Source organism: Pseudoduganella lutea (assembly GCF_004209755.1).
Classification (GTDB): Bacteria; Pseudomonadota; Gammaproteobacteria; order Burkholderiales; family Burkholderiaceae_D; genus Rugamonas; species Rugamonas lutea.
Genome location: NZ_CP035913.1, coordinates 7,476,044 through 7,495,449, shown reverse-complemented (window position 1 = coordinate 7,495,449; position 19,406 = coordinate 7,476,044). Strand labels below are relative to the sequence as shown.

Here is a 19,406-nt window from a genome sequence, read left to right as displayed (position 1 = left end):
GGTGGACACGAACTCTGCCGTGATAGGCTTGCGCCTTTACAGGTCATAACAGGTTTCATCAGCATGCTCGACTGGCTCAGACATTACCGCCGCGCGGCGCTGCCCGGGGATATTGGTGCGGGGATCGTCGTGGCCATGATGCTGGTGCCGCAGGGGATGGCCTATGCGCTGGTGGCCGGCTTGCCGCCGGTGGCGGGGTTGTATGCCAGCATCCTGCCGCCGCTCGTGTATGCGCTGTTCGGCAGCAGCATGACGCAGTCGGTGGGGCCGATGGCCATCGTGTCGCTGATGACGGGCGCGGTGATCGGGCCACTGGCCGCCGGCGCGCCCGGCCTGCACAGCGTGCTCGCGGCTCAGTTGGCGCTCGTGGCGGGAGCGGTGCTGCTGCTGTGCGGCCTGCTGCGGCTGGGCTTTCTCGCCAATTTCTTTTCGCGGCCCGTGATGAGCGGGTTCACGGTCGGCTCGTCGCTCGTCATCGCCTGGGGCCAGGTCAAGCCGCTGCTGGGCGGGCCGCTGCAGCACCCGCACCTGCCGAGCGCGGTGCTTGGCTGTGTATCGCTGGCGCTGTTGCTGCTGGCGAGAAGCCATCTGGCAAGGCTGCTGAAACGCACCGGCATGCCAGCCACGGCGGCGGACGTGCTGTCGAAGCTGGCGCCGATGGTCGTCGTGCTGGCCGCCACGGCCGCGGTCGCGGCTGGCGTTGCCGGCAGCGGCCACGGTATCCGGCTGACCGGACCCGTGCCCACGGGGCTGCCGCAACTGAACCTGGCCACGTCGCCATCGCACTGGCGCGAGCTGCTGCAGCCGGGGCTGCTGATCGGCTTCGTCGTCTTCCTGATGAGCATGAGCGCGGCGCAGACGCTGGCGCAAAAGCGCGGTGAGAAGCTCGTGTCGAACCGCGAGCTGGTCGGCCTGGGCGCGGCCAACGTGGCCAGCATGGTGTCCGGCGCGTTCCCCGTCACGGGCAGCCTGTCGCGCTCGGCCGTCAATTTCGCCGCCGGCGCCAACACGCCGCTGGCCAGCGTCATCTCCGCCGTGCTGCTGGCCATGGCGCTGGTACTGCCCACCGGCTGGCTGGCGCTCTTGCCGCTGCCGACGCTGGCGGCAACGATCATCGTCGCCGTGCTCGGCATGCTGGAACTGGACACGCTGAAAACGGCGTGGCGCTACGACCGTGGCGATGCGCTGGCCTGGCTCGTCACGTGCATCGGCGTGCTGGCGCTGGGCGTGGAGGCGGGCGTGATCGTCGGGGTGGTGCTGTCGATGGGCACGCTGATCTGGCGCGCCAGCCGGCCGCACATCGCCGTGCTTGGAAGGATTCCCGGCACCGAGCATTTCCGCAACGTCGAGCGCTATGCGGCCACGCGTTCCGAGGCGGTGCTGATCCTGCGCATCGACGCGAACCTGTTCTTTGGGAACGTGGAAGCCGTCAACGAACGCATCGAGGACGAACTGCGCGACCATCCCGCCACGCGCGACCTCGTGCTGACGATGCTGGCCGTCAGCTCGATCGATACCACGGCCCTGTTCGCGCTGTCCGAACTCAATGCCAGCCTGCGGGCACGCGGCATCGGCCTGCACCTGGCCGAAGTGAAGGGCCCCGTGATGGACCGGCTGCGCGACAGCACGCTGCTGGACCAGCTGAACGGCAAGCTGTTCCTCAGCACGGCGATGGCCAGCGACTACCTGAACACAGATAACAAGGACCATCCATGACAAAGATCGGCGCGGCGCTTGCCGCCTGCCTGTTTGTGCTCCCATTTGCCGCCACGCCGTTCGCCGCCGCGGCGCCCGGCGATGGCGATGCCCGCCTGCGGGCCATCTACGAAAGTGAATGGCAGTGGCGCCAGCAGCAGCGGCTGGAGAACGAGGAAGATGAAACGGACGGCATCGCGGCGGCCTTGCCGCAGGTCGACGCCGCCAGCCAGGCGGCGCGCCGCGAACGCTGGGAAGACGTGCTCCGGCAGCTCGACGGCGTGCCGGAAGCGGACCTGTCGCCGGCCGAGCGCATCAACCTTGCCGTGTACCGCGCGCAGGTGGCGGCGCTGGCCACGAACGTGCGCTTCCGGGAATACGAAAAGCCGCTGAACGCCGATTCCTCGTTCTGGTTCAACATGACGTACGAGGCGCGCAAGCCGTTCCGCACGCAGGACGACTACGCCGGCTACGTGGCCCAGCTCAATGACGTGCCGCGTTATTTCCGCGAGCAGGTCGCCAATATGCGCGCGGGCCTGGCGCGCGGCTTCACGCCGCCGAAGGTAACGCTGGCCGGCCGCGACGCGACGATCGCCGTCGTGGCAGAAGCGAAGCCCGAGGCCACGCCGTTCTATGCGCCGTTCAAGGACATGCCGGCCACGATCCCGGCCGCCGAGCAGGCCCGCCTGCGCGCCGCGGCGGTAAAAGCGATCGGCGAGCACGTGATCCCGGCGCACGCCGAACTGCTGCGCTTCATGCGCGGCGAGTATGTGCCGCGCGCTACGCAAGACCTGGCCGCGGAGCGCTTGCCGGACGGCAAGGCGTACTACCAGTCGAAGATCGTCGAATACACGACCACGGGGCTGAACGCCGACGAGATTCACCGCATCGGCCTGGCGGAAATGGCGAAGATCCGCGCGGAGATGGCGGCCGTGATGCAACAGGTGAAGTTCGACGGCGACCTGCCGGCCTTCCTGCGCTTCCTGCGCACCGATCCGCGCTTCTATGCGAAGACGCCGGAAGAACTGCTGATGCGCGCCGCCTGGGTCGCGAAGAAATTCGACGGCAAGGCCGGGCAGTATTTCGGCCGCTTGCCGCGTAGCCGCTTCGCCATCATTCCGGTGCCGCCGGACCAGGCGCCGTACTACACGTCGGGCCGCGGCGGCCCGGGCGTCTACCTCGTCAACACCTACGACCTGCCGTCGCGCGCGCTGTACAGCCTGCCCGCGCTGACGCTGCACGAATCGGCGCCCGGCCATGCCTTCCAGATGCCGGTGGCAATGGAGCAGCGTGGCCGGCCCGCGTTCCGCAATGCCTACATCTCCGCCTATGGCGAGGGCTGGGCACTGTACTCCGAGCGGCTCGGCACGGAAATGGGCATCTATGAAACGCCGTACGAGGTGTTCGGCATGCTCAGCTATCAGGCCTGGCGGGCATCCCGGCTCGTCGTCGACACGGGCATCCACTCTAAAGGGTGGACGCGCGAACAGGCGCAGCGCTACCTGATGGACAACACGGCCCTGTCGCGCCACGAGGTGGAAACGGAAGTGGACCGCTATATCTCATGGCCGGGGCAGGCGCTGTCGTATTACCTGGGGCAGATGGCGATCGTCGACGCAAGGAAAAAAGCCGAAGCTGCGCTGGGCGCGAAATTCGACATCCGCGCGTTCCACGACACGGTGCTGGAACTGGGCTCGGTGCCGCTGCCCGTGCTGAAGGCCAGGATCGACCGGTTCATCGACGAAGGCGGGAAGGGGCCGTATTGATTGTTGCGCCGGCTCCCGGAATGACGACCTGGAACCCCTGGTATCGCCTTGCCCGACTTTTGATTTGCAATCGAATGCTCCGCGTTGTGACATTGCGTGTATTTTGCATGGCCGACCGCATGGTAAAGTTGCCATTTAATAATCGGTCCGGTCCATGTCGCCTATTCTTGCCCGAGTCACCAGGCTCGCCCTGCCTCTTGTCCTTTCCGGTCACGCAAGCCTTGTATTTGCAGCTGATTGCCTGTCGAATTTCAGCGTCGGTACCGGCCCTGACAAAGGCATCGCGTTTACCGGCTTCGCCACGACTACCGGCAGTGCGCCGGCCGCGTATGCTGCCGTGCAAGCGGTATTGGAGAGGAATGGCTGGTCCGTAACGGCAAAGGATGCCGCCAGTCTTGCCGTGGTGGCGCAAAATAGCCAGCGTACTGCCAGTGGACGGACTGGATCGCTGGGTTTGTCGTTTGCCAATGTGCCGGGCGGTGTTTCCTTGGCACTGGTCTACAACAATCCGCCTGGTGTCGAATCTCCGGCATCCGCGGTCCGCGAACATTTCTGCAAAATCGCCGGCGACATCGCTGCGGCGGCGGCGGCAACCGCGTCAACGGTTGCGCCGCCGGCCGCAGCGGGCGCGCCGCCATTGGGGCCGACGCCGGCCGGCGGTCGCGCCGCATCGGCCGACGCGAGCGACGTGGACGGGAAATTGTGTCTTGCGGGCGCCTGCCTTGGCATGACGGCTGCACAGGCGTCAGCGTTAAACCTGCAACCGACCGGCAACATGAGGTTTCACTACAACCCACGGCTCAGCCATGCATACGGACTGGATGCCAAGGGCGCGCGCATCAGGTTCTCGGACATGGGGGATATGGACAGCAAGTTGTTGAGCGAATTTGCAGGAACCGTCAAGACGATTTGTGCGATGAGCTCTGCAAGCGCGCAGCTCAAGGCCAGCGACGGCCAGCCCATCCGTTTGCTCTTCAGTCCCACGATCAGAAATGGTCGCAGCGTCCTGGTCCTCGTGCAGATCGCCCGTCGCTTGCCGACCGATTTGAGCAAATCCGCGCGCGAACGGTTCGAGGCAACCGCGCGCGCACAATATGGCAACGCTTACGTTACGCGCTTTTCTGCCACGCCCACGCGGCCCATTGCAGGAATCGACGAAAGTGGCATGAGCGCGGAGTTGCAGCTCAAGCTTCCGCATGACCATACCATGCCCGGGAAACTGATGGAGCAGCCGGGTTGTTCGGCCGCACCACGGCTCGATTAACCCGCAGCCATATCGCATCGGCCAGGCAGGGATCCGTGCACGTGGCCGAGGGCACGGTCAGCCATATCGTCTGCACATACCTGGGATGCCTTGCCATGCGGTCTGGTGGCCGCCACAGTAAGGTCTGCACCATCATGTTGCAACATTGCTTCGTTAATGAATCTTTATGCGCAATATTGCCGATTTGTCGTCATAATGGTGCAAACGTTCTCAACAGCATTGCTTTCTCAACCTTACTGGACTACCGCCATGCCGCTTTACCAGATCTGGTACAACGACGCCGACCAACCGCTGGTCGTCAACACGCCCTATCGCCTGCGCGATATTGAAATCGCCGGCGAAATCATCCGCAACGAGCACCGCCAGAATCGCCAGAGCGCCGATCCTGCCGGCCTGACGGTGCGCGAACTGCTGCGCGTGAACGGTTTGCGCAACGTGCGCTACACGCTGGACGAGAGCGAACCCGTCGATTTGCGGTAGCGATGTGAGAATTCGCGGATAGATTGCACCATGGCGGTGCACTCGCCCCGACATGGTGCATCGACACGGCGCAATGCCGTCTAAATGCTGGCACGCAACTTGCTGTTAGCACAGGGTTATCGTTAATTGAACGCCCATGCCCGATTGTCCGGAACGCCCGCTTGCGCAAGACCTGGCCCCGCCGCCGTACCATGCCGCGTGGCGGGCGCAGCTCACGCTGGCGTTTACCCGCGATAGCGATACCACACGCTTGACGCGGCGCGAGCACAGCGGCCCGCTGCGCGTGCAAAAACCGCTGTATCCCGAAGACCCGTCCATCTGCCACGCCATCATCGTCCATCCGCCCGGCGGCGTGGTGGGGGGCGACGAACTGGCGGTCGACGTCCGCCTGAACGCCGACACCTATGCACTTCTGACGTCGCCCGGCGCGGCCAAGTGGTACCGCGCCAACGGGCGCGTGTCGCGCCAGCGCATCCACCTGTCGGTCGATGCGGGCGGCGCGCTGGAATGGCTGCCGCAGGAAACCATCTTCTTCAACGACGCCCACGTCGAACTCGACCACCACGTGACGCTGGCGGCGGACGCGAGCTATCTCGGTTGTGAAATCCTGTGCCTCGGGCGCCGCGCGTCCGGAGAAACGTTTACCAAGGGCCGGGTCGGCCAGCGCACGTCGGTGCGCCGTGGCGGCCGGCTGCTATGGTGGGAGCAGGGGGCGCTGACACCGGCCTCACTGGCCAGCCCGCTGGGCTTGGGTGGGCACACGGTGTCGGCGATGTTGCTGGCCGCCGGCAAGCCCATTGGCGCCGACACGGTGGCCGCGCTGCGCGCGCTGGCCGACGGCCCGTGCTACGGCGTCACCCACATGAAGAACGTGCTGTGCGTGCGCTGGCTCGGGCAGGACAGCGAAGCCGCGCGCGAGCTGATGCTGGCCGCCTGGCGCATCGTTCGCCCGGCGATGCTGGGCCGCGCCGCCACCGACCTGCGCAGCTGGCGCACCTGACGCCGCATTCCAAGAAAGAGATCCATGGACCTGACCCCCCGCGAAAAAGACAAGCTGCTTATTTTTACCGCCGGCCTGCTGGCTGAACGCCGCCTGGCACGCGGCCTGAAACTCAATTATCCCGAAGCGGTGGCGCTGATCACGGCAGCCATCATGGAAGGCGCGCGCGATGGCAAAACCGTCGCGCAGCTCATGTCCGAGGGCACACAGATACTGACCCGCGACCAGGTAATGGAAGGCATCCCCGAGATGATCCCCGACATCCAGGTCGAAGCGACTTTCCCGGACGGCAGCAAGCTGGTGACCGTCCACAACCCGATACCGTGAGGTGAAACATGATCCCGGGCGAATACCGATTAGAGGACGGCGAACTGCCGATCAACGATGGCCGTGAAACGGTGACGATCGTCGTGTCCAACGTGGGCGACCGGCCAATCCAGGTCGGCTCCCATTTCCATTTCTTCGAGGCGAACAACGCGCTGTCGTTCGAGCGCTGGAAGGCTTACGGCAAGCGGCTCAATATCGCCGCCGGCACCGCGGTGCGCTTCGAGCCGGGCCAGCAGCGCACCGTGGAACTGGTGGCGGTTTCCGGCGACCGCGAAGTCTACGGCTTTGCCGGCCAGGTCATGGGCAAGCTGAAGGACAAGCCGGACGGCGAGCCGGACCCAACATAACTAAAAAAGGAGATCAGATGGCAACCCGAAGTGCAACTATTTCCCGCCGCGCATATGCGGAGATGTACGGGCCCACCACGGGTGACCGCATCCGCCTCGCGGACACGGAGCTGTTCATCGAGATCGAGAAGGATTACGCCATCTATGGCGAAGAAGTGAAGTTCGGCGGCGGCAAGGTGATCCGCGACGGCATGGGCCAGTCGCAGCGCGTGCATGCCGACGTGATGGATACGGTGATCACGAATGCCGTGATCATCGACCACTGGGGCATCGTGAAGGCCGACATCGGCCTGAAGAACGGCCGCATCGCCGGCATCGGCAAGGCCGGCAACCCGGACATCCAGCCCGGCGTGACGATGGCGATCGGCGGCGCCACCGAGATCATCGCCGGCGAAGGCATGATCGTCACGGCCGGCGGCATCGACAGCCACATCCACTTCATCTGCCCGCAGCAGATCGAAGAGGCGTTGATGAGCGGCGTGACGACGATGCTGGGCGGCGGCACCGGTCCGGCCGTCGGCACGGCGGCCACCACGTGCACGCCGGGGCCCTGGCACATCCATTCGATGCTGCAGGCGGCCGACGCGTTCCCGATGAACCTGGGCTTTCTCGGCAAGGGCAACGTGTCGTTGCCGCGGCCGCTGGAAGAACAGGTGGAGGCGGGCGCCATCGGCATGAAGCTGCACGAGGACTGGGGCAGCACGCCGGCCGCCATCGACAATTGCCTTTCCGTGGCCGACCGGATGGACGTGCAGGTGGCGCTGCACAGCGACACGCTGAACGAGGGCGGCTTCCTCGAAGAAACGCTGGCCGCGTTCAAGGATCGCACGATCCACACCTTCCACACGGAGGGCGCCGGCGGCGGCCACGCGCCGGACATCATCGCCGCCGTCGGCGAATCGAACGTGCTGCCGTCGTCGACGAATCCCACGCGGCCATTCACGGTCAATACACTGGACGAACACCTCGACATGCTGATGGTGTGCCACCACCTCGACCCGGCCATCGCCGAGGACGTGGCGTTCGCGGAATCGCGGATCCGGCGCGAGACGATCGCCGCCGAGGACATCCTGCACGACATCGGCGCGATCTCGATGATGTCGTCCGACTCGCAGGCCATGGGCCGCGTGGGCGAAGTGGTGCTGCGCACATGGCAGACGGCGCACAAGATGAAGGTGCAGCGCGGGTCGCTGCCGGAGGATTCCTCGCGCAACGACAATTTCAGGGTGAAGCGCTACATCGCCAAGTACACGATCAACCCGGCCATCACGCATGGCGTGTCGCACGTGGTGGGCTCGCTGGAAGTGGGCAAGATCGCCGACATCGTGCTGTGGAAGCCGGCGTTCTTCGGCGTGAAACCATCGATGATCCTGAAGGGCGGCATGATCGCGGCGGCGCAGATGGGCGACCCGAACGCGTCGATCCCCACGCCGCAGCCGGTGCATTACCGCATGATGTTCGGCGCCTTTGGCGGCGGCCTGAAAAAATCGTTCACCTTCGTCTCGCAGGCCGGGTTCGATGCCGGTATCGGCGAGCGGCTGCAACTGAGCAAGACGCTGATCCCGGTAAAGAATACCCGCACCATCCGCAAGCGCGACATGATCCACAACGGCGCCACGCCGGTGATGGAAGTCGATCCCGAAACCTATGAAGTGCGCGCCGACGGGCGGCTGCTGGTCTGCGAACCGGCGGACATCCTGCCGATGGCGCAGCGCTATTTTCTCTTTTGATGTATCGCCGATCCCATGCTGACCCTGCACACGAAACTGAACCATGCCGAGCGCGTCGACGCGTCGCTCGTGCTGCCTTACGAACTGCGTGAGAAATGCCGGCTGCGCGCCGCGCTCGACAGCGGCGAGGAAGTCGCCATCTTCACCGTGCGCGGTACCGTGCTGCGCGATGGCGACCTGCTGACCGGCGAGGATGGCCGCGTGGTACGCGTGGTGGCGGCGCCCGAGGCGACCTACCGCGTGACCGCGCCCGATGCGCTGGCCCTGCTGCGCTGCGCATTCCACCTGGGGAACCGGCACACGCAGGCGCAGGTGGCCGACGGCTTCCTGCGGATACGCGCCGATGCGGTGCTGAAGGACATGCTGCGCGGGCTGGGCGCCACCGTCATCGAGGAGCAGGCGCCGTTCGAGCCCGAGTCCGGCGCCTACGGCGGCGGCCATCACCACCACGACCATGGCCAGGGCCCGCTGGCGCCGATACCGCTGCGCCAGAAGATCCACCGGCCGGGCGACCCGAAGGAGGCTGCGTCATGATCGCCGCCGCCCAGCTGCTGCACCTGCTGCAGTTCGCCAGCCCGCAATTGCCGATCGGCGCCTACAGCTATTCGCAAGGGCTGGAAGCGGCGCTGGAGCAGGGCATCGTCAAGGACGCCGCCAGCGCGCATGCGTGGATCGCGCGGCAGTTGCACGAAGTGGTGGCCTTGTGGGAAGCACCGCTGTGCTGGCGCCTGATGGAAGCGTTCACGGCGCGCGATGCCCTGCGCGTGGCGGAACTGTCCGAGCGCGCAATCGCGTCGCGCGACACGGCGGAGTTCCGGGCCGAGACGGTGCAGATGGGGTATTCGCTGGCCCGGCTGATCGAGGAACTGGGCATCGCCGACGAAGGCGCGCTGGCCATGCTGAAGGAGGGCGGCGAGGTGCCGCTGGTGGCCGCCTATGCGTGCGCCGTATCGGCCCTGGGCATCCCCCACGAGGAAGCGCTGCTGGCCCTGCTGTTCTCGTGGGTGGAGAACCAGGTGCTCGTGTGCGTGAAGTCGGTGCCGCTGGGGCAGGTGGCCGGGCAACGGCTGCTGCTGGCGCTGCGGCCGGAAATCGAGGCGGCGGCGCTGTGCGCCCGGTCGCTGGCCGAACATGAATTGTCGAACTGGACACCGGGCCTGTCGCTGCTGTCGATGCGGCACGAGGTGCAGTACAGCCGGGTCTACCGGTCTTGAATAGTTAGGAGAGAAAAATGGTGGTGCAATCCAACCCGCTGCGCGTGGGCATCGGCGGGCCGGTCGGCTCGGGCAAGACCGCGCTGTGCGAAATGCTGTGCAAGGGCATGCGCGACTCGGTCGACATGGCCGTCATCACGAACGACATCTATACGCGGGAAGACATGGAGATCCTGCTGCGCGCGGAGGCGCTGCCGGCCGAGCGGCTGATGGGCGTGGAAACGGGCGGCTGCCCGCACACGGCGATCCGCGAGGATGCGTCGATCAACCTGGAAGCGATCGCGCGGATGCAGGCCGATTTCCCCGACCTGGAACTGATCCTCGTCGAGTCGGGCGGCGACAACCTGGCGGCCACGTTCAGCCCGGAACTGTCCGACCTGACGATCTACGTGATCGACGTGGCCGGCGGCGAGAAGATCCCGCGCAAGGGCGGCCCGGGCATCACGCGATCGGACCTGCTGATCATCAACAAGACCGACCTGGCACCGCACGTGGGCGCCAACCTGGACGTGATGGCGGCGGACGCGAAACGCATGCGCGGCAACCGTCCCTTCGTGTTCACCAACCTGCGCAGCGGCGACGGGGTGGAAACCGTGATCGCATTCATCCGCGAGCAGGGCCTGCTGGGGCAGGCGCCGGCGCTCGCCAAATAATCCGAGGAGATTCAATGAAAAAAATGTTCGCCACCGCCATCCTGCTCGCTGCCAGCCTGCCGGCGCTTGCCCACCCGGGCCATGCCGAGATGGGATTCGTCGACGGCCTGCTGCACCCACTCACGGGCATCGACCACCTGCTCGCGCTCGTTGCGGCCGGCATCTGGAGCGCCCGGCAGGGGCGTCCGTCCACCTTCGGCGATGCACCGGCAACGCACCCGCTCGTGCTGCCGGCCGTGTTCGTGGCGATGATGGGCGCCGGTGCCGGCGTTGGCATGGCCGGGCTGCACATCCCGGGGCTGGAAAGCGGCATCGCACTGACGGTGATGCTGACCGGCGCGCTGGTCGCCGCCGCCGTGCGGCTGCCGACGTGGGCCGGCGCCGCGCTGCTGGGCACCTTTGCCATCCTGCACGGCAATGCCCACGGCCTGGAGTTGCCGCACGCGACCAGCGCCGCCGGCTACCTCGGCATGAGCGCGCTGCTGCTGGGTGCCGGCCGCTTCCTCGGCAAGCTGCCGCTGGCCCGCCTCGCCGGCGGCGCCATCGCCGCCGCCGGCCTGGGCATGCTCGCCCTCGGCTGAGCCGACAACCGGTAACCCGCAAAAAACCTGGACAGTCCCTCGTTCCCGGGAAATTTTCCCGGACCAGCGGCTGTCCCGGTTTGCGATTCAGGAAACATTGCCTGAAAAATGGGGACGTAAGGAATGCTGGCTGGCAAGCCAGCATCGCTGCGCCGGCAAGAAGCCAAGCTTCTTGAAACCCCGGCTACGCCCCCATTTTTCGGGCAATTTTTTTCAAGTGATTATTCGCGAGGTTCCTTGCGCCGTTCGCCCAGCACGATGGGGGCGGCGTCTTCGGGATGCTTGCCGTGGCGGCCGTCATAGGCGGCCCGGATGGCGGCCAGGTCCTGCTCTGGGTCGCCAGTCAGCCAGAGGTGCTGCGTGAAATCCAGCGTCTTGCGCGAGTAATCGAGGCTCACCAGCACGAGAGGTACCTTCGCCTCCAGCGCCAGGTGGTAGAAGCCGCTCTTCCAGTTCGGCCGGTAGCCACGCGTCCCTTCCGGCGTGATCACGAGCCAGTACCAGCTTTCGGCATGCATGCGCTCCGCCTGCGCCCGGATCATGCCCTGCGGCGCGCTGCGGTCGACAGGCTGCCCACCCAGCCATTGGAACCAGTTGCCCAGCACCGGGATGCGGAACATGGAATCCTTCGCCAGCCACCGGAACGGCAACCCCATGGCCCATTTGCTGACCAGTCCGATCACGAAGTCCCAATTGGACGTGTGCGGGTAGACCACCGCGATGCCGCGCGGCCAGGCAGCGGGCGGAACTTCATCCGCCAGCCGAACAAATGCAGAACTCGCAAGGCCAGGCGTTGTCTGAATGTTGGCAGATGCGCAGGCTCCAGCCGATGTTCGTTGCTGTTTCCCTGGCTGGTTCCCTGGTGGTTCATGACGTTTCCTGACCTTGCATTGCCGATCCTGCGCTGACCCGGCAACACCGGGGACATGTGTCGATTTTCACTTTGTGAAACCGCGGACGGCATTCTATCTGCGCCAATCCGGCGCGGCAAGGCGCCGCCGGGTGGTTCGACGTTGCCTGGAGCCTGCGATTCGTGCCGTGTCCACGGCCGGGCTGGATTTACCCATGAGAAAAAGATGGTATCAAAATGCTACAACGACAACTGCTTTGCATCCCCGCGCCGGATGCCGCCGTCTCGGCCGTGCTGGAGGCTGCGGCCACCGGTTTCACGATCCGTGTTGCCCGCGACCTGGCGGAAGCACATGCCCTGCTGAGCGCGCACCCGGTGCCGGTCGGCCTGTTGGTGCTCGACCGGCTGCCCGCTCAGGCGCACACCCAGGCACACGCCGTGGCGCCCGGCAATCCATGGACCGTCGATTCGCTCGACCTCCTGCTGCGCGAACACTTCCGCACGCGCTGGGTCGCGGTCTGCAGCACCGCGACGCTGGGCGACGCCGTCTGCCGCAAGCTCGTTGCCGACCACTGTCTCGATTTTCACACAATGCCCGTCGACACGGCGCGGCTGAGGCAGACGCTGGGCCATGCATACGGGCTTGCGAGCCTCATACCGACGGCTGGCGAGGCCTGCCATCATGCCGCCGAACCGCACGCGTCGCGCCTTACCGGCAACAGCGAGGCGATCGCCCGCCTGCGCCGGCAATTGCGCAAGGTGGCGGCGGCCGATGCACCGGTGCTGATCTGGGGCGAAAGCGGCACCGGCAAGGAACTGGCCGCGCGCGCGGTGCATGAAGGCTCCGCGCGTGCGCACGGGCCGTTCGTGCCGATCAATTGCGGCGCGATTCCCGCCAGCCTGGTGCAGTCGGAGCTGTTCGGCCATGAGCGGGGCGCGTTTACGGGCGCTGGCAAGGCGCGTGCCGGCCTGATCGAATCAGCCGCGGGCGGCGCGGTCTTCCTGGATGATATCGGCGACCTGCCCCTGGACATGCAGGCCAACCTGCTGCGTTTCCTGCAAGAGAAAACGATCTATCGCCTGGGGGCACGCGCCCGCTGCCGGTGGACGTGCGCGTGATCGCGGCATCCCATGTGCGGCTCGACGCCGCCGTTGCCCGGGGCACGTTTCGCGAAGACCTGTTCTATCGCCTCAATGTGCTGACGCTGGAAATGCCGCCGCTGCGCGAACGCCGCGAAGATGTGACGGTGCTTGCCGAAACGTTCTTCCACGACCATGCCCGCGAACGCCCCGCGTATTTGCGGGGGTTTTCCCGTGGCGCGCTGGAGGCGCTGGGCGCGCATCACTGGCCCGGCAATGTGCGCGAACTGCACAACCGCGTGCGCCGCGCGGCCGTGATGGCGGAAGGCCGGCTGATCATGCCGCACGATCTCGGCCTGGATGCCGCCACGGCGCCGGCGCTGGCCCTGCACGGCGCGCGCATGCAGGCCGAACATCGCGCCGTCGAAGCCGGCCTGCGCGCCGGCAAGAGCATCACGCACGTGGCACGCGAACTGGGCGTATCGCGCATGACGGTTTACCGCCTGATGGCCAAGCACAGCATTGCCCCACCAGCCCGCAAGCGCGAGCCGTGATACGCGTCAACGGCCAGTCACTTGACGCGGCCAGGTGGTCTTGCTGGTCAGTGCGGTCGTGTTCGCTGCACAGGTGGCTGTCACACGGGTGTGACAGCCCATCGCCTGCCCACTGCAGGGGGAGCCCAGCGGTAACGGCGGCGCAGCGCACCGTCCGCTTGGCACACCCGAGTGACACCGCGCCCGTCGCGGGCCCGCAGCGGCCCGATGAAATGCCAGCGATTTCAATCGCTTAGCGCATCCACAGGCGCATGGCACCAAGCTTGCGATAAGTCGAGGACGCGAGCGTCGCACATGCGATCCCGCGCAATTCCGGTCACCCGCCACCGACAGCTTGATAGCTCATAGCGCGACAGCGCCATGGCTGGATCGCTCGACAACCGGCAAATCGATCGGATCGGCCCACTACTTCAGCGAGGAAAGAATGAAGAAAACCATGTTTGCCACGGCAATCGCGTTAGCCTGCAGCGGCGCCTATGCCCAGACCACCGACCCCACGTCGGCAGTGACGCAAAGCGGCGCGGGAGCCCATGCCAACGATGCATCGACGGCGACGATCGACAACAGCACCAGCGATTCCAGCTCCAACCGTGACAACACCCAGGCCAACAACAATAACAACAGTACCGGCTATGCGACCGCACTGGCTGCCGGCGCCGCCTCGGCCAACAACGGCGCCACGGCGACCTCGAACCTCGACAATGCATTCAATACTTCGACCGCCACCGCGGTCAGCACGCTGACCGGTACCGTCAGCGGCAATACGGTGAACCACATCGGCAACGTGGCCACCAATAATGGCGCGGCCAGCGGCGGTACCGCCGCCGGCGGTACCGGCGGCGCGGCCACGGGCGGCAATGCGGCCGCCACGGCCGGCGCGGGCGGCAACGGCGCCGGTGCAACGGGCGCGGCCGGCGGCATCGGTGGTGTGGCCACCAATGGCAATGCGACCGGTGGCGCCGGCGCGGGCGGCATGGCGACCGGCGGCAATGCCACCAATGGGGCAACAACTGGCGGCGCTGGTGGCGCTGGCGGCCTGGCAACGGGTGCCACGTCGGGTGCCGGCGGCGCAGGCGGCGTCGGTGGCCTTGGCGGTGCGGGGGGCACCAGCTCCGACGGCTATGGCGGTGCGGGCGGCAGCGGTGCGGCGGGCGGCGCGGGAACCGGCGGTGCCGGCGGCCTGGCCGGCATGGCCACCGGCGGCGCGGGTGGCGCCAGCGGCAGTTCGACGGGTGCCGCGGGCGGTAACGGCGGCGCCACCGGCGCGGCGGCGGGCGGTGCGGGTGGCACTGGCGGGCTGGGCGGCTTGGGTGGCGCAGGCGGCGCCGGTGGTGCTGGCGCGGCGGGCGGCGCGGCGTCATCGGGCGGTGCGGATGCGGGCAGCACGGCAACGGCCGGCAATGCGACCGGTGGCAACGGGCCGGGCGGCGCGGGCGCCGGCACGGCCGGCTATGGCGGCGCGGGAACGAGCGGGGCGGGGACCGCCAGCACCGCGAGCGGCACGCCATCCGGCGAACCGCCGCCAAGCACGGGTGACCAGACGGCCAGTACCACCTCCGGGGCGGCCACCGGCGGCGCTGGCGGCGGGGCCGGCGGCACGGGTGGCGCCGGTAGCGGCGGTACCGCTGCGGGTGGCGCCGGCACGACCGGCGCCGTGACGGCGCGCGGCGGTACGCAGACGGCCGGGGCTGGCGGTGCCGGCGCGGCCGTTGGCGCGGGCGCCAGTGGCGGTGCGGGCGGTGCCGGCGGTGCCGGTGCTGCCGCCACCAACACGGCGGGCGCAGGCGCGGCCGGCGGCACGAACACGTCCGGCGGCGGCGGCGCGGGAGCCACGGCCAGCACGGCGGGTGGTGCCGGGGCGGCCGGCACCGGCGGCATGGGCGGCAGCGGCGCGGCCGGTGGCAGCGGCAGCAGCACCGCAGGTAACGGGGCTGCCGGCGCGGCCGGCGGGTCCGGCGCGGCAAGTGGCGCCGCATCGAACACGGCGGGTGCCGGTGCTTCTGGTGGCGCGGGAACGGGTGGCACGTCCACGGCCGGTGCCGGCACCGGTGGTGCAGGGACTGGCGGCAGCGCCACCAACGGCAGTGCCATGGCCGGTGACGGCGGCGCGGGCGGTGCCGGTGGCGCGGGCACGGGCGGGGCGGGCGGCGCCACGGGTGCCACGACTGCCGGTGCCGCCACGGGTGGCACCGGCGAAGGTGGCACGGGTGGCGCTGGCGGCAGCAACACGGTCAATGCCGGCACCTTCAACATGTCCAACGCGATGAGTGGCGTGGCGCAGTCGGCCGCGGGCATTTCCGTCATCAGCCAGAACAGCGGCATCAGTTCGCTCGTGCAGCAGAGCGTCAACGTGCAGGCCAACCTGGCGGTCGGCCGCTAAGGCGGTAACTGCGTGCGGAAGGCCACCGAAACGGTGGCCTTCCGCACATGGCCGGAACGAGGCCCGACATTGCGCGAGACCGATGGAGGAACCATGCACGATCGAATGACCGGAACAGGCAGGAGGCTGGCGCGCCCGGCCGGAGGGGCGGGAATGGCACTGGTGTGGCGCGGCGTGCGCAGGCTTGGCGCGGTATTGCTGTGGGCGAGCCTTGCGGTGGCATGCGTGTCCGCTGCGGAGGAGGACGTGCCGCGAACATTCCTCGTGGAAGCGGGGCCGCTGCCCCTGCCCGGGGCGGTGCGGGACCTGCCCCCCGTTGCGCAAGCAGCGCCGGAAACACCTGGTGCGCACGGTGCACTGGGCAACGCCAGCCTGGACACACTGCGCGGCGGCACCGGAACACCATGGAGCGAAATGGCGTTGAGCGGCACGGTCGGTGGCAATACCGCGATCAATGTTGCCACGGGAACGAACACGATTACCGATGGGGCGTTCAGCAACGCGTCGGGATTGCCGATGGTGATCCAGAATTCGGGCGCCAATGTGCTGATCCAGAACGCCACCATCGTCAACGTGCAGATCCGATGAAGGCGCCGGCGGGAATGCCAGCCCGGCGCCGGCTGGCCGGGTGGACGGGCACCGCAAGGGGGAGCCCGCTATCGATGGCGAATCCGCCCATGGCGATGTCGTTTTCCCGGGCGATCCCGCTCTCCCAGGTGATCCCGCTCTCCAGGGAGATGCCTTACCGCTGGGGGATCGCTTCGCCGGTATCGAACCCGTTTCGATTGACGGCATTGCGCGCCATTGCGCCACGGCTTTGGACGCTTGCGCCACGGCTTCGCATGCTGTCGTCGATGCTGCGATCACTGTGGCTGGGCTCTCTGTTGAGCTTGCCCGTGCTCGTGCCCGCCGCCGACCTGCCGATCGCCGGCGGCGGTCCCGTATCGATGCGGGTCACCAGCCTGAAAGAGGCCCGTTACCTGTCCACCGTGCGCCAGCAATATGACTTCAGTTGCGGTTCGGCGGCACTGGCCACGCTGCTGACGCATCACTACGGCTACCCCGTCGGCGAACAGCAGGCCTTTGCCCAGATGTTTGCCGGCGGCGACCAGCGGCGCATTCGCCAGGAAGGTTTTTCGCTGCTCGACATGAAGCGCTTCCTGGCCGCGCATGGCTTCACGGCCGATGGATTCCAGCAACCCCTCGACAACCTGGCGAAGGCGGGGCTGCCCGCGATCGTGCTGGTGGCCGAACATGGCTACCGGCACTTCGTCGTGGTCAAGGGCATGCGGGATGGGCGGGTGCTGTTCGGCGATCCGTCCGGTGGCACGCGCGCATTGTCGCGTGCGGCGTTCGAGGCGATCTGGCTGAACCAACTCTTGTTCGTGATCCATGACCGCCCGGGCAAAGCGCGCTTCAATGAACGATCCGACTGGGCGGCCGCGCCGCGTCTGCCGCCCGGCGATGCGCTCCAGCGCGACAGCCTGCAGCGCGTAACGCTGCCAAAGTTCGACGCCGGCGATTTTTGAAGGAGAGACCCATGAAGATCCGCTGTTTGCCATGGCCCCGCGCCTGCATGCTGGCGGCCGCGTGCCTCGTGGCGCCGGCGTTCGCCGCGGCGGCACCTGCGGGCTGGGTGGCCGTCGGCGAGCACGTGCTGGGCGAGGCCCGGGGCGGCTTCGATACGGGCAATGGCCTGCTGGTCTCGCTGTCCATCGACCGGGTGCTCAGCCTGAATGGCAACGTCGTCGCCAGCGGCCAGCTGTCGACGGCGGATGCCGCCCCGTCGGCCTTCCAGGTGGCGCGCGTGGGTGAGGGCAGCGCGCTGGCAGGGGCCGCGCAACCGCTGGCCGGCCTGCTGCTGCAGAACAGTGCCAATGACCAGTTGATCCGCAGCCAGACCAGGATCGATGCCACCGTCAACAGCCTGTCGATCCTGAAGGATATGCATTTCGGCGACAGCCTGCGCCAGTCGCTGTCCACCGCCATCCTGCCGCGCTGAGCGGCTTCGTCCACCAAGTCCGAGGAGTTCGCATGCGGTTCGACCAGACCCTGCGTGCCGGTTCAGCCGGCCTGTCACTGATCATGTTGAGCGCGCTGGCGCAGGATGCACCGGGAGTTGCGAGCGCGGCGCCAGCGGCCGAGGGGCCCACGACCGCCGAGCTGCACCAACTGCGACAAGAGCTGGCCGAGCAGCGTGCGCTGCTGCGGCAACTGCGCGAGGCGCTGGTGGCGTCGCGCGGCGCACCGCCGGCAGCGGCACCGCACGTGGAGGGATGGGAAACGGCATCGACCGACGGCGCCGGGCCGCCGGTTTCAAGCCCGCTTCGGCGCCCGCTGCATCCGGCACTGCTGGCCACGATGCGGGGTGGCGGGCCTGCCGCGCCATCGCAGCCACAGCCGACATTGCCCCAGCCCGGCGCGCAGCAGGGCGCGGCGGCCGTGGTGCCGGCGGCTCCGGCGGCAAAGGCTGCCGCCGTGGGCCAGGCACCCGCGCGCGACGCGCGCCCGCCCGAGGTGGCGCCGCTGTTCGAGGCGCCTGGTGTGTTGACGGCGCGCGGCGGCACGGTGCTCGAACCATCGTTCGGGTTCGGCTATTCCTCCAGCAACCGCGTGGCCCTGGTGGGCTACACGATCATTCCCGCGCTGCTGATCGGCCTGATCGACGTGCGCGAGGTCAAGCGCAACACGTTCACGGCGGCGCTGGCGGCGCGGCGCGGCCTGACCAACCGCACCGAGGTCGAGGTGCGCGTGCCTTACGTTTACCGCGCCGATTCGACCGTGAGCCGCGAGCTGTTTACCGGCACGGCTGTCGAACGTGTGTTCGAGACGAGCGGGCGGGCCATCGGCGATGTGGAACTGTCGCTGCGCCACCAGTTGAACGACGGCGGCATCGATAAGCCTTATTACGTGGCCGGCTTGCGGATCAAGACGCGCACGGGCCGCGACCCGTTCGAAGTCGTCACCGATTGCACCCGGCGCTGCGTGGGTGAAAACGCCACCGGCACGGGCCTGCCGCTGGCGTTGCCGACCGGTTCCGGGTTCTACGGCGTGCAGCCGAGCCTTACGTGGCTGTTCCCCAGCGATCCGGCCATTTTCTTCGGCAGCGTCAGCTACCTGCACAATGTCAAGCGCAGCAATGTGTCGCGCCGCGTGCTCGATGGCGCAACGGAGCCGCTGGGCGAAGTGGCGCCGGGGGCCGTGGTCGGCTTCAATTTCGGCATCGGGCTGGCACTGAACGAAAAGGCTTCGCTCAGCCTGGGCTACGACCACAGCGCCATGGGGCGGACCAGGCAGAACGGTGTCAACGTGCCGGGTTCGGTGCGCACGCAACTGGGCACTTTGCTGATGGGCTTTTCCTACCGCCTGACCGACAAGCGCACCGTCAACGTGACCGTGGGTGCCGGGCTGACACGTGACACGCCGGACGTTTCGCTGTCGGTGCGCCTCCCTCTGGCTTTTTGATGCCCTCCGGCCAGGCCGGA

The 19,406-nt window shown here is 67.5% G+C and carries 19 protein-coding genes and 1 pseudogene; 19 read left to right on the top strand and 1 reads right to left on the bottom strand.

The window, feature by feature from the left end:
• Positions 1-63 precede the first annotated feature (63 nt).
• The 12 genes from EWM63_RS31590 (at position 64) to EWM63_RS31535 (ending at position 11,057) form a co-directional block, all read left to right on the top strand.
• Positions 64-1,716 carry a SulP family inorganic anion transporter gene (locus EWM63_RS31590; protein ID WP_130190063.1) on the top strand — a complete coding sequence of 551 codons (1,653 nt, stop codon included), beginning with the start codon at positions 64-66 and terminating at the stop codon, positions 1,714-1,716.
• Positions 1,713-3,461, top strand: coding sequence for a DUF885 domain-containing protein (locus tag EWM63_RS31585; RefSeq protein WP_130190062.1), 1,749 nt, complete (start codon positions 1,713-1,715; stop codon positions 3,459-3,461). The genes EWM63_RS31590 and EWM63_RS31585 overlap by 4 nt, the downstream gene beginning before the upstream one ends.
• 154 nt (positions 3,462-3,615) lie before the next feature.
• Positions 3,616-4,725 carry a hypothetical protein gene (locus EWM63_RS31580; protein ID WP_130190061.1) on the top strand — a complete coding sequence of 370 codons (1,110 nt, stop codon included), beginning with the start codon at positions 3,616-3,618 and terminating at the stop codon, positions 4,723-4,725.
• Between the two features lie 249 nt (positions 4,726-4,974).
• A complete protein-coding gene (locus tag EWM63_RS31575) occupies positions 4,975-5,205 on the top strand; it encodes a hypothetical protein (RefSeq protein ID WP_130190060.1) in 231 nt (76 codons plus the stop codon).
• 136 nt (positions 5,206-5,341) lie between these two features.
• Positions 5,342-6,205, top strand: coding sequence for an urease accessory protein UreD (locus tag EWM63_RS31570; RefSeq protein ID WP_130190059.1), 864 nt, complete (start codon positions 5,342-5,344; stop codon positions 6,203-6,205).
• Between the two features lie 24 nt (positions 6,206-6,229).
• Positions 6,230-6,532, top strand: coding sequence for an urease subunit gamma (locus EWM63_RS31565; RefSeq protein WP_130190058.1), 303 nt, complete (start codon positions 6,230-6,232; stop codon positions 6,530-6,532).
• A gap of 8 nt (positions 6,533-6,540) precedes the next feature.
• Positions 6,541-6,879, top strand: a complete 339-nt coding sequence (locus EWM63_RS31560; protein ID WP_130190057.1) for an urease subunit beta — start codon at positions 6,541-6,543, stop codon at positions 6,877-6,879.
• Positions 6,880-6,896: 17 nt separating this feature from the next.
• Positions 6,897-8,609 carry an urease subunit alpha gene (gene ureC / locus EWM63_RS31555; protein WP_130190056.1) on the top strand — a complete coding sequence of 571 codons (1,713 nt, stop codon included), beginning with the start codon at positions 6,897-6,899 and terminating at the stop codon, positions 8,607-8,609.
• Between the two features lie 15 nt (positions 8,610-8,624).
• Positions 8,625-9,143 (top strand): urease accessory protein UreE, encoded by a 519-nt coding sequence (ureE, locus tag EWM63_RS31550; protein ID WP_130190055.1) that lies wholly within the window; start codon positions 8,625-8,627, stop codon positions 9,141-9,143.
• Positions 9,143-9,823: an urease accessory protein UreF gene (locus EWM63_RS31545; protein ID WP_130190718.1), complete on the top strand. Its 681-nt coding sequence runs from the start codon at positions 9,143-9,145 to the stop codon at positions 9,821-9,823. The genes ureE and EWM63_RS31545 overlap by 1 nt, the downstream gene beginning before the upstream one ends.
• A gap of 17 nt (positions 9,824-9,840) precedes the next feature.
• Positions 9,841-10,476 (top strand): urease accessory protein UreG, encoded by a 636-nt coding sequence (gene ureG, locus EWM63_RS31540; protein WP_130190054.1) that lies wholly within the window; start codon positions 9,841-9,843, stop codon positions 10,474-10,476.
• Between the two features lie 14 nt (positions 10,477-10,490).
• Positions 10,491-11,057 carry a HupE/UreJ family protein gene (locus EWM63_RS31535; protein WP_130190053.1) on the top strand — a complete coding sequence of 189 codons (567 nt, stop codon included), beginning with the start codon at positions 10,491-10,493 and terminating at the stop codon, positions 11,055-11,057.
• Between the two features lie 221 nt (positions 11,058-11,278).
• On the opposite strand, the gene EWM63_RS31530 is transcribed toward EWM63_RS31535, so the two are convergent.
• Entirely contained in the window at positions 11,279-11,773 is a 495-nt protein-coding gene (locus EWM63_RS31530) for a 1-acyl-sn-glycerol-3-phosphate acyltransferase (protein ID WP_229487627.1), read from the bottom strand.
• Positions 11,774-12,144: 371 nt separating this feature from the next.
• Here EWM63_RS31530 and EWM63_RS32775 point away from each other — a divergent pair.
• The 7 genes and pseudogenes from EWM63_RS32775 to EWM63_RS31500 form a co-directional block, all read left to right on the top strand.
• Positions 12,145-13,302 (top strand): annotated as a pseudogene (locus tag EWM63_RS32775) (AAA-type ATPase lid domain-containing protein); the annotation flags it as partial.
• A gap of 23 nt (positions 13,303-13,325) precedes the next feature.
• Positions 13,326-13,541, top strand: coding sequence for a helix-turn-helix domain-containing protein (locus tag EWM63_RS33200; RefSeq protein WP_443094126.1), 216 nt, complete (start codon positions 13,326-13,328; stop codon positions 13,539-13,541).
• A gap of 424 nt (positions 13,542-13,965) precedes the next feature.
• Positions 13,966-15,921 (top strand): hypothetical protein, encoded by a 1,956-nt coding sequence (locus tag EWM63_RS31975; RefSeq protein ID WP_165391017.1) that lies wholly within the window; start codon positions 13,966-13,968, stop codon positions 15,919-15,921.
• Positions 15,922-16,014: 93 nt separating this feature from the next.
• Complete coding sequence (locus EWM63_RS32765) at positions 16,015-16,509, top strand: hypothetical protein (RefSeq protein WP_229487624.1); 495 nt, start codon at positions 16,015-16,017, stop codon at positions 16,507-16,509.
• 266 nt (positions 16,510-16,775) lie between these two features.
• Positions 16,776-17,450: a C39 family peptidase gene (locus EWM63_RS31510; RefSeq protein WP_229488005.1), complete on the top strand. Its 675-nt coding sequence runs from the start codon at positions 16,776-16,778 to the stop codon at positions 17,448-17,450.
• An 11-nt stretch (positions 17,451-17,461) separates the two neighbouring features.
• Complete coding sequence (locus tag EWM63_RS31505) at positions 17,462-17,923, top strand: hypothetical protein (protein WP_130190052.1); 462 nt, start codon at positions 17,462-17,464, stop codon at positions 17,921-17,923.
• A 32-nt stretch (positions 17,924-17,955) separates the two neighbouring features.
• Positions 17,956-19,386, top strand: a complete 1,431-nt coding sequence (locus tag EWM63_RS31500; RefSeq protein WP_130190051.1) for an acetate kinase — start codon at positions 17,956-17,958, stop codon at positions 19,384-19,386.
• Positions 19,387-19,406 lie beyond the last annotated feature (20 nt).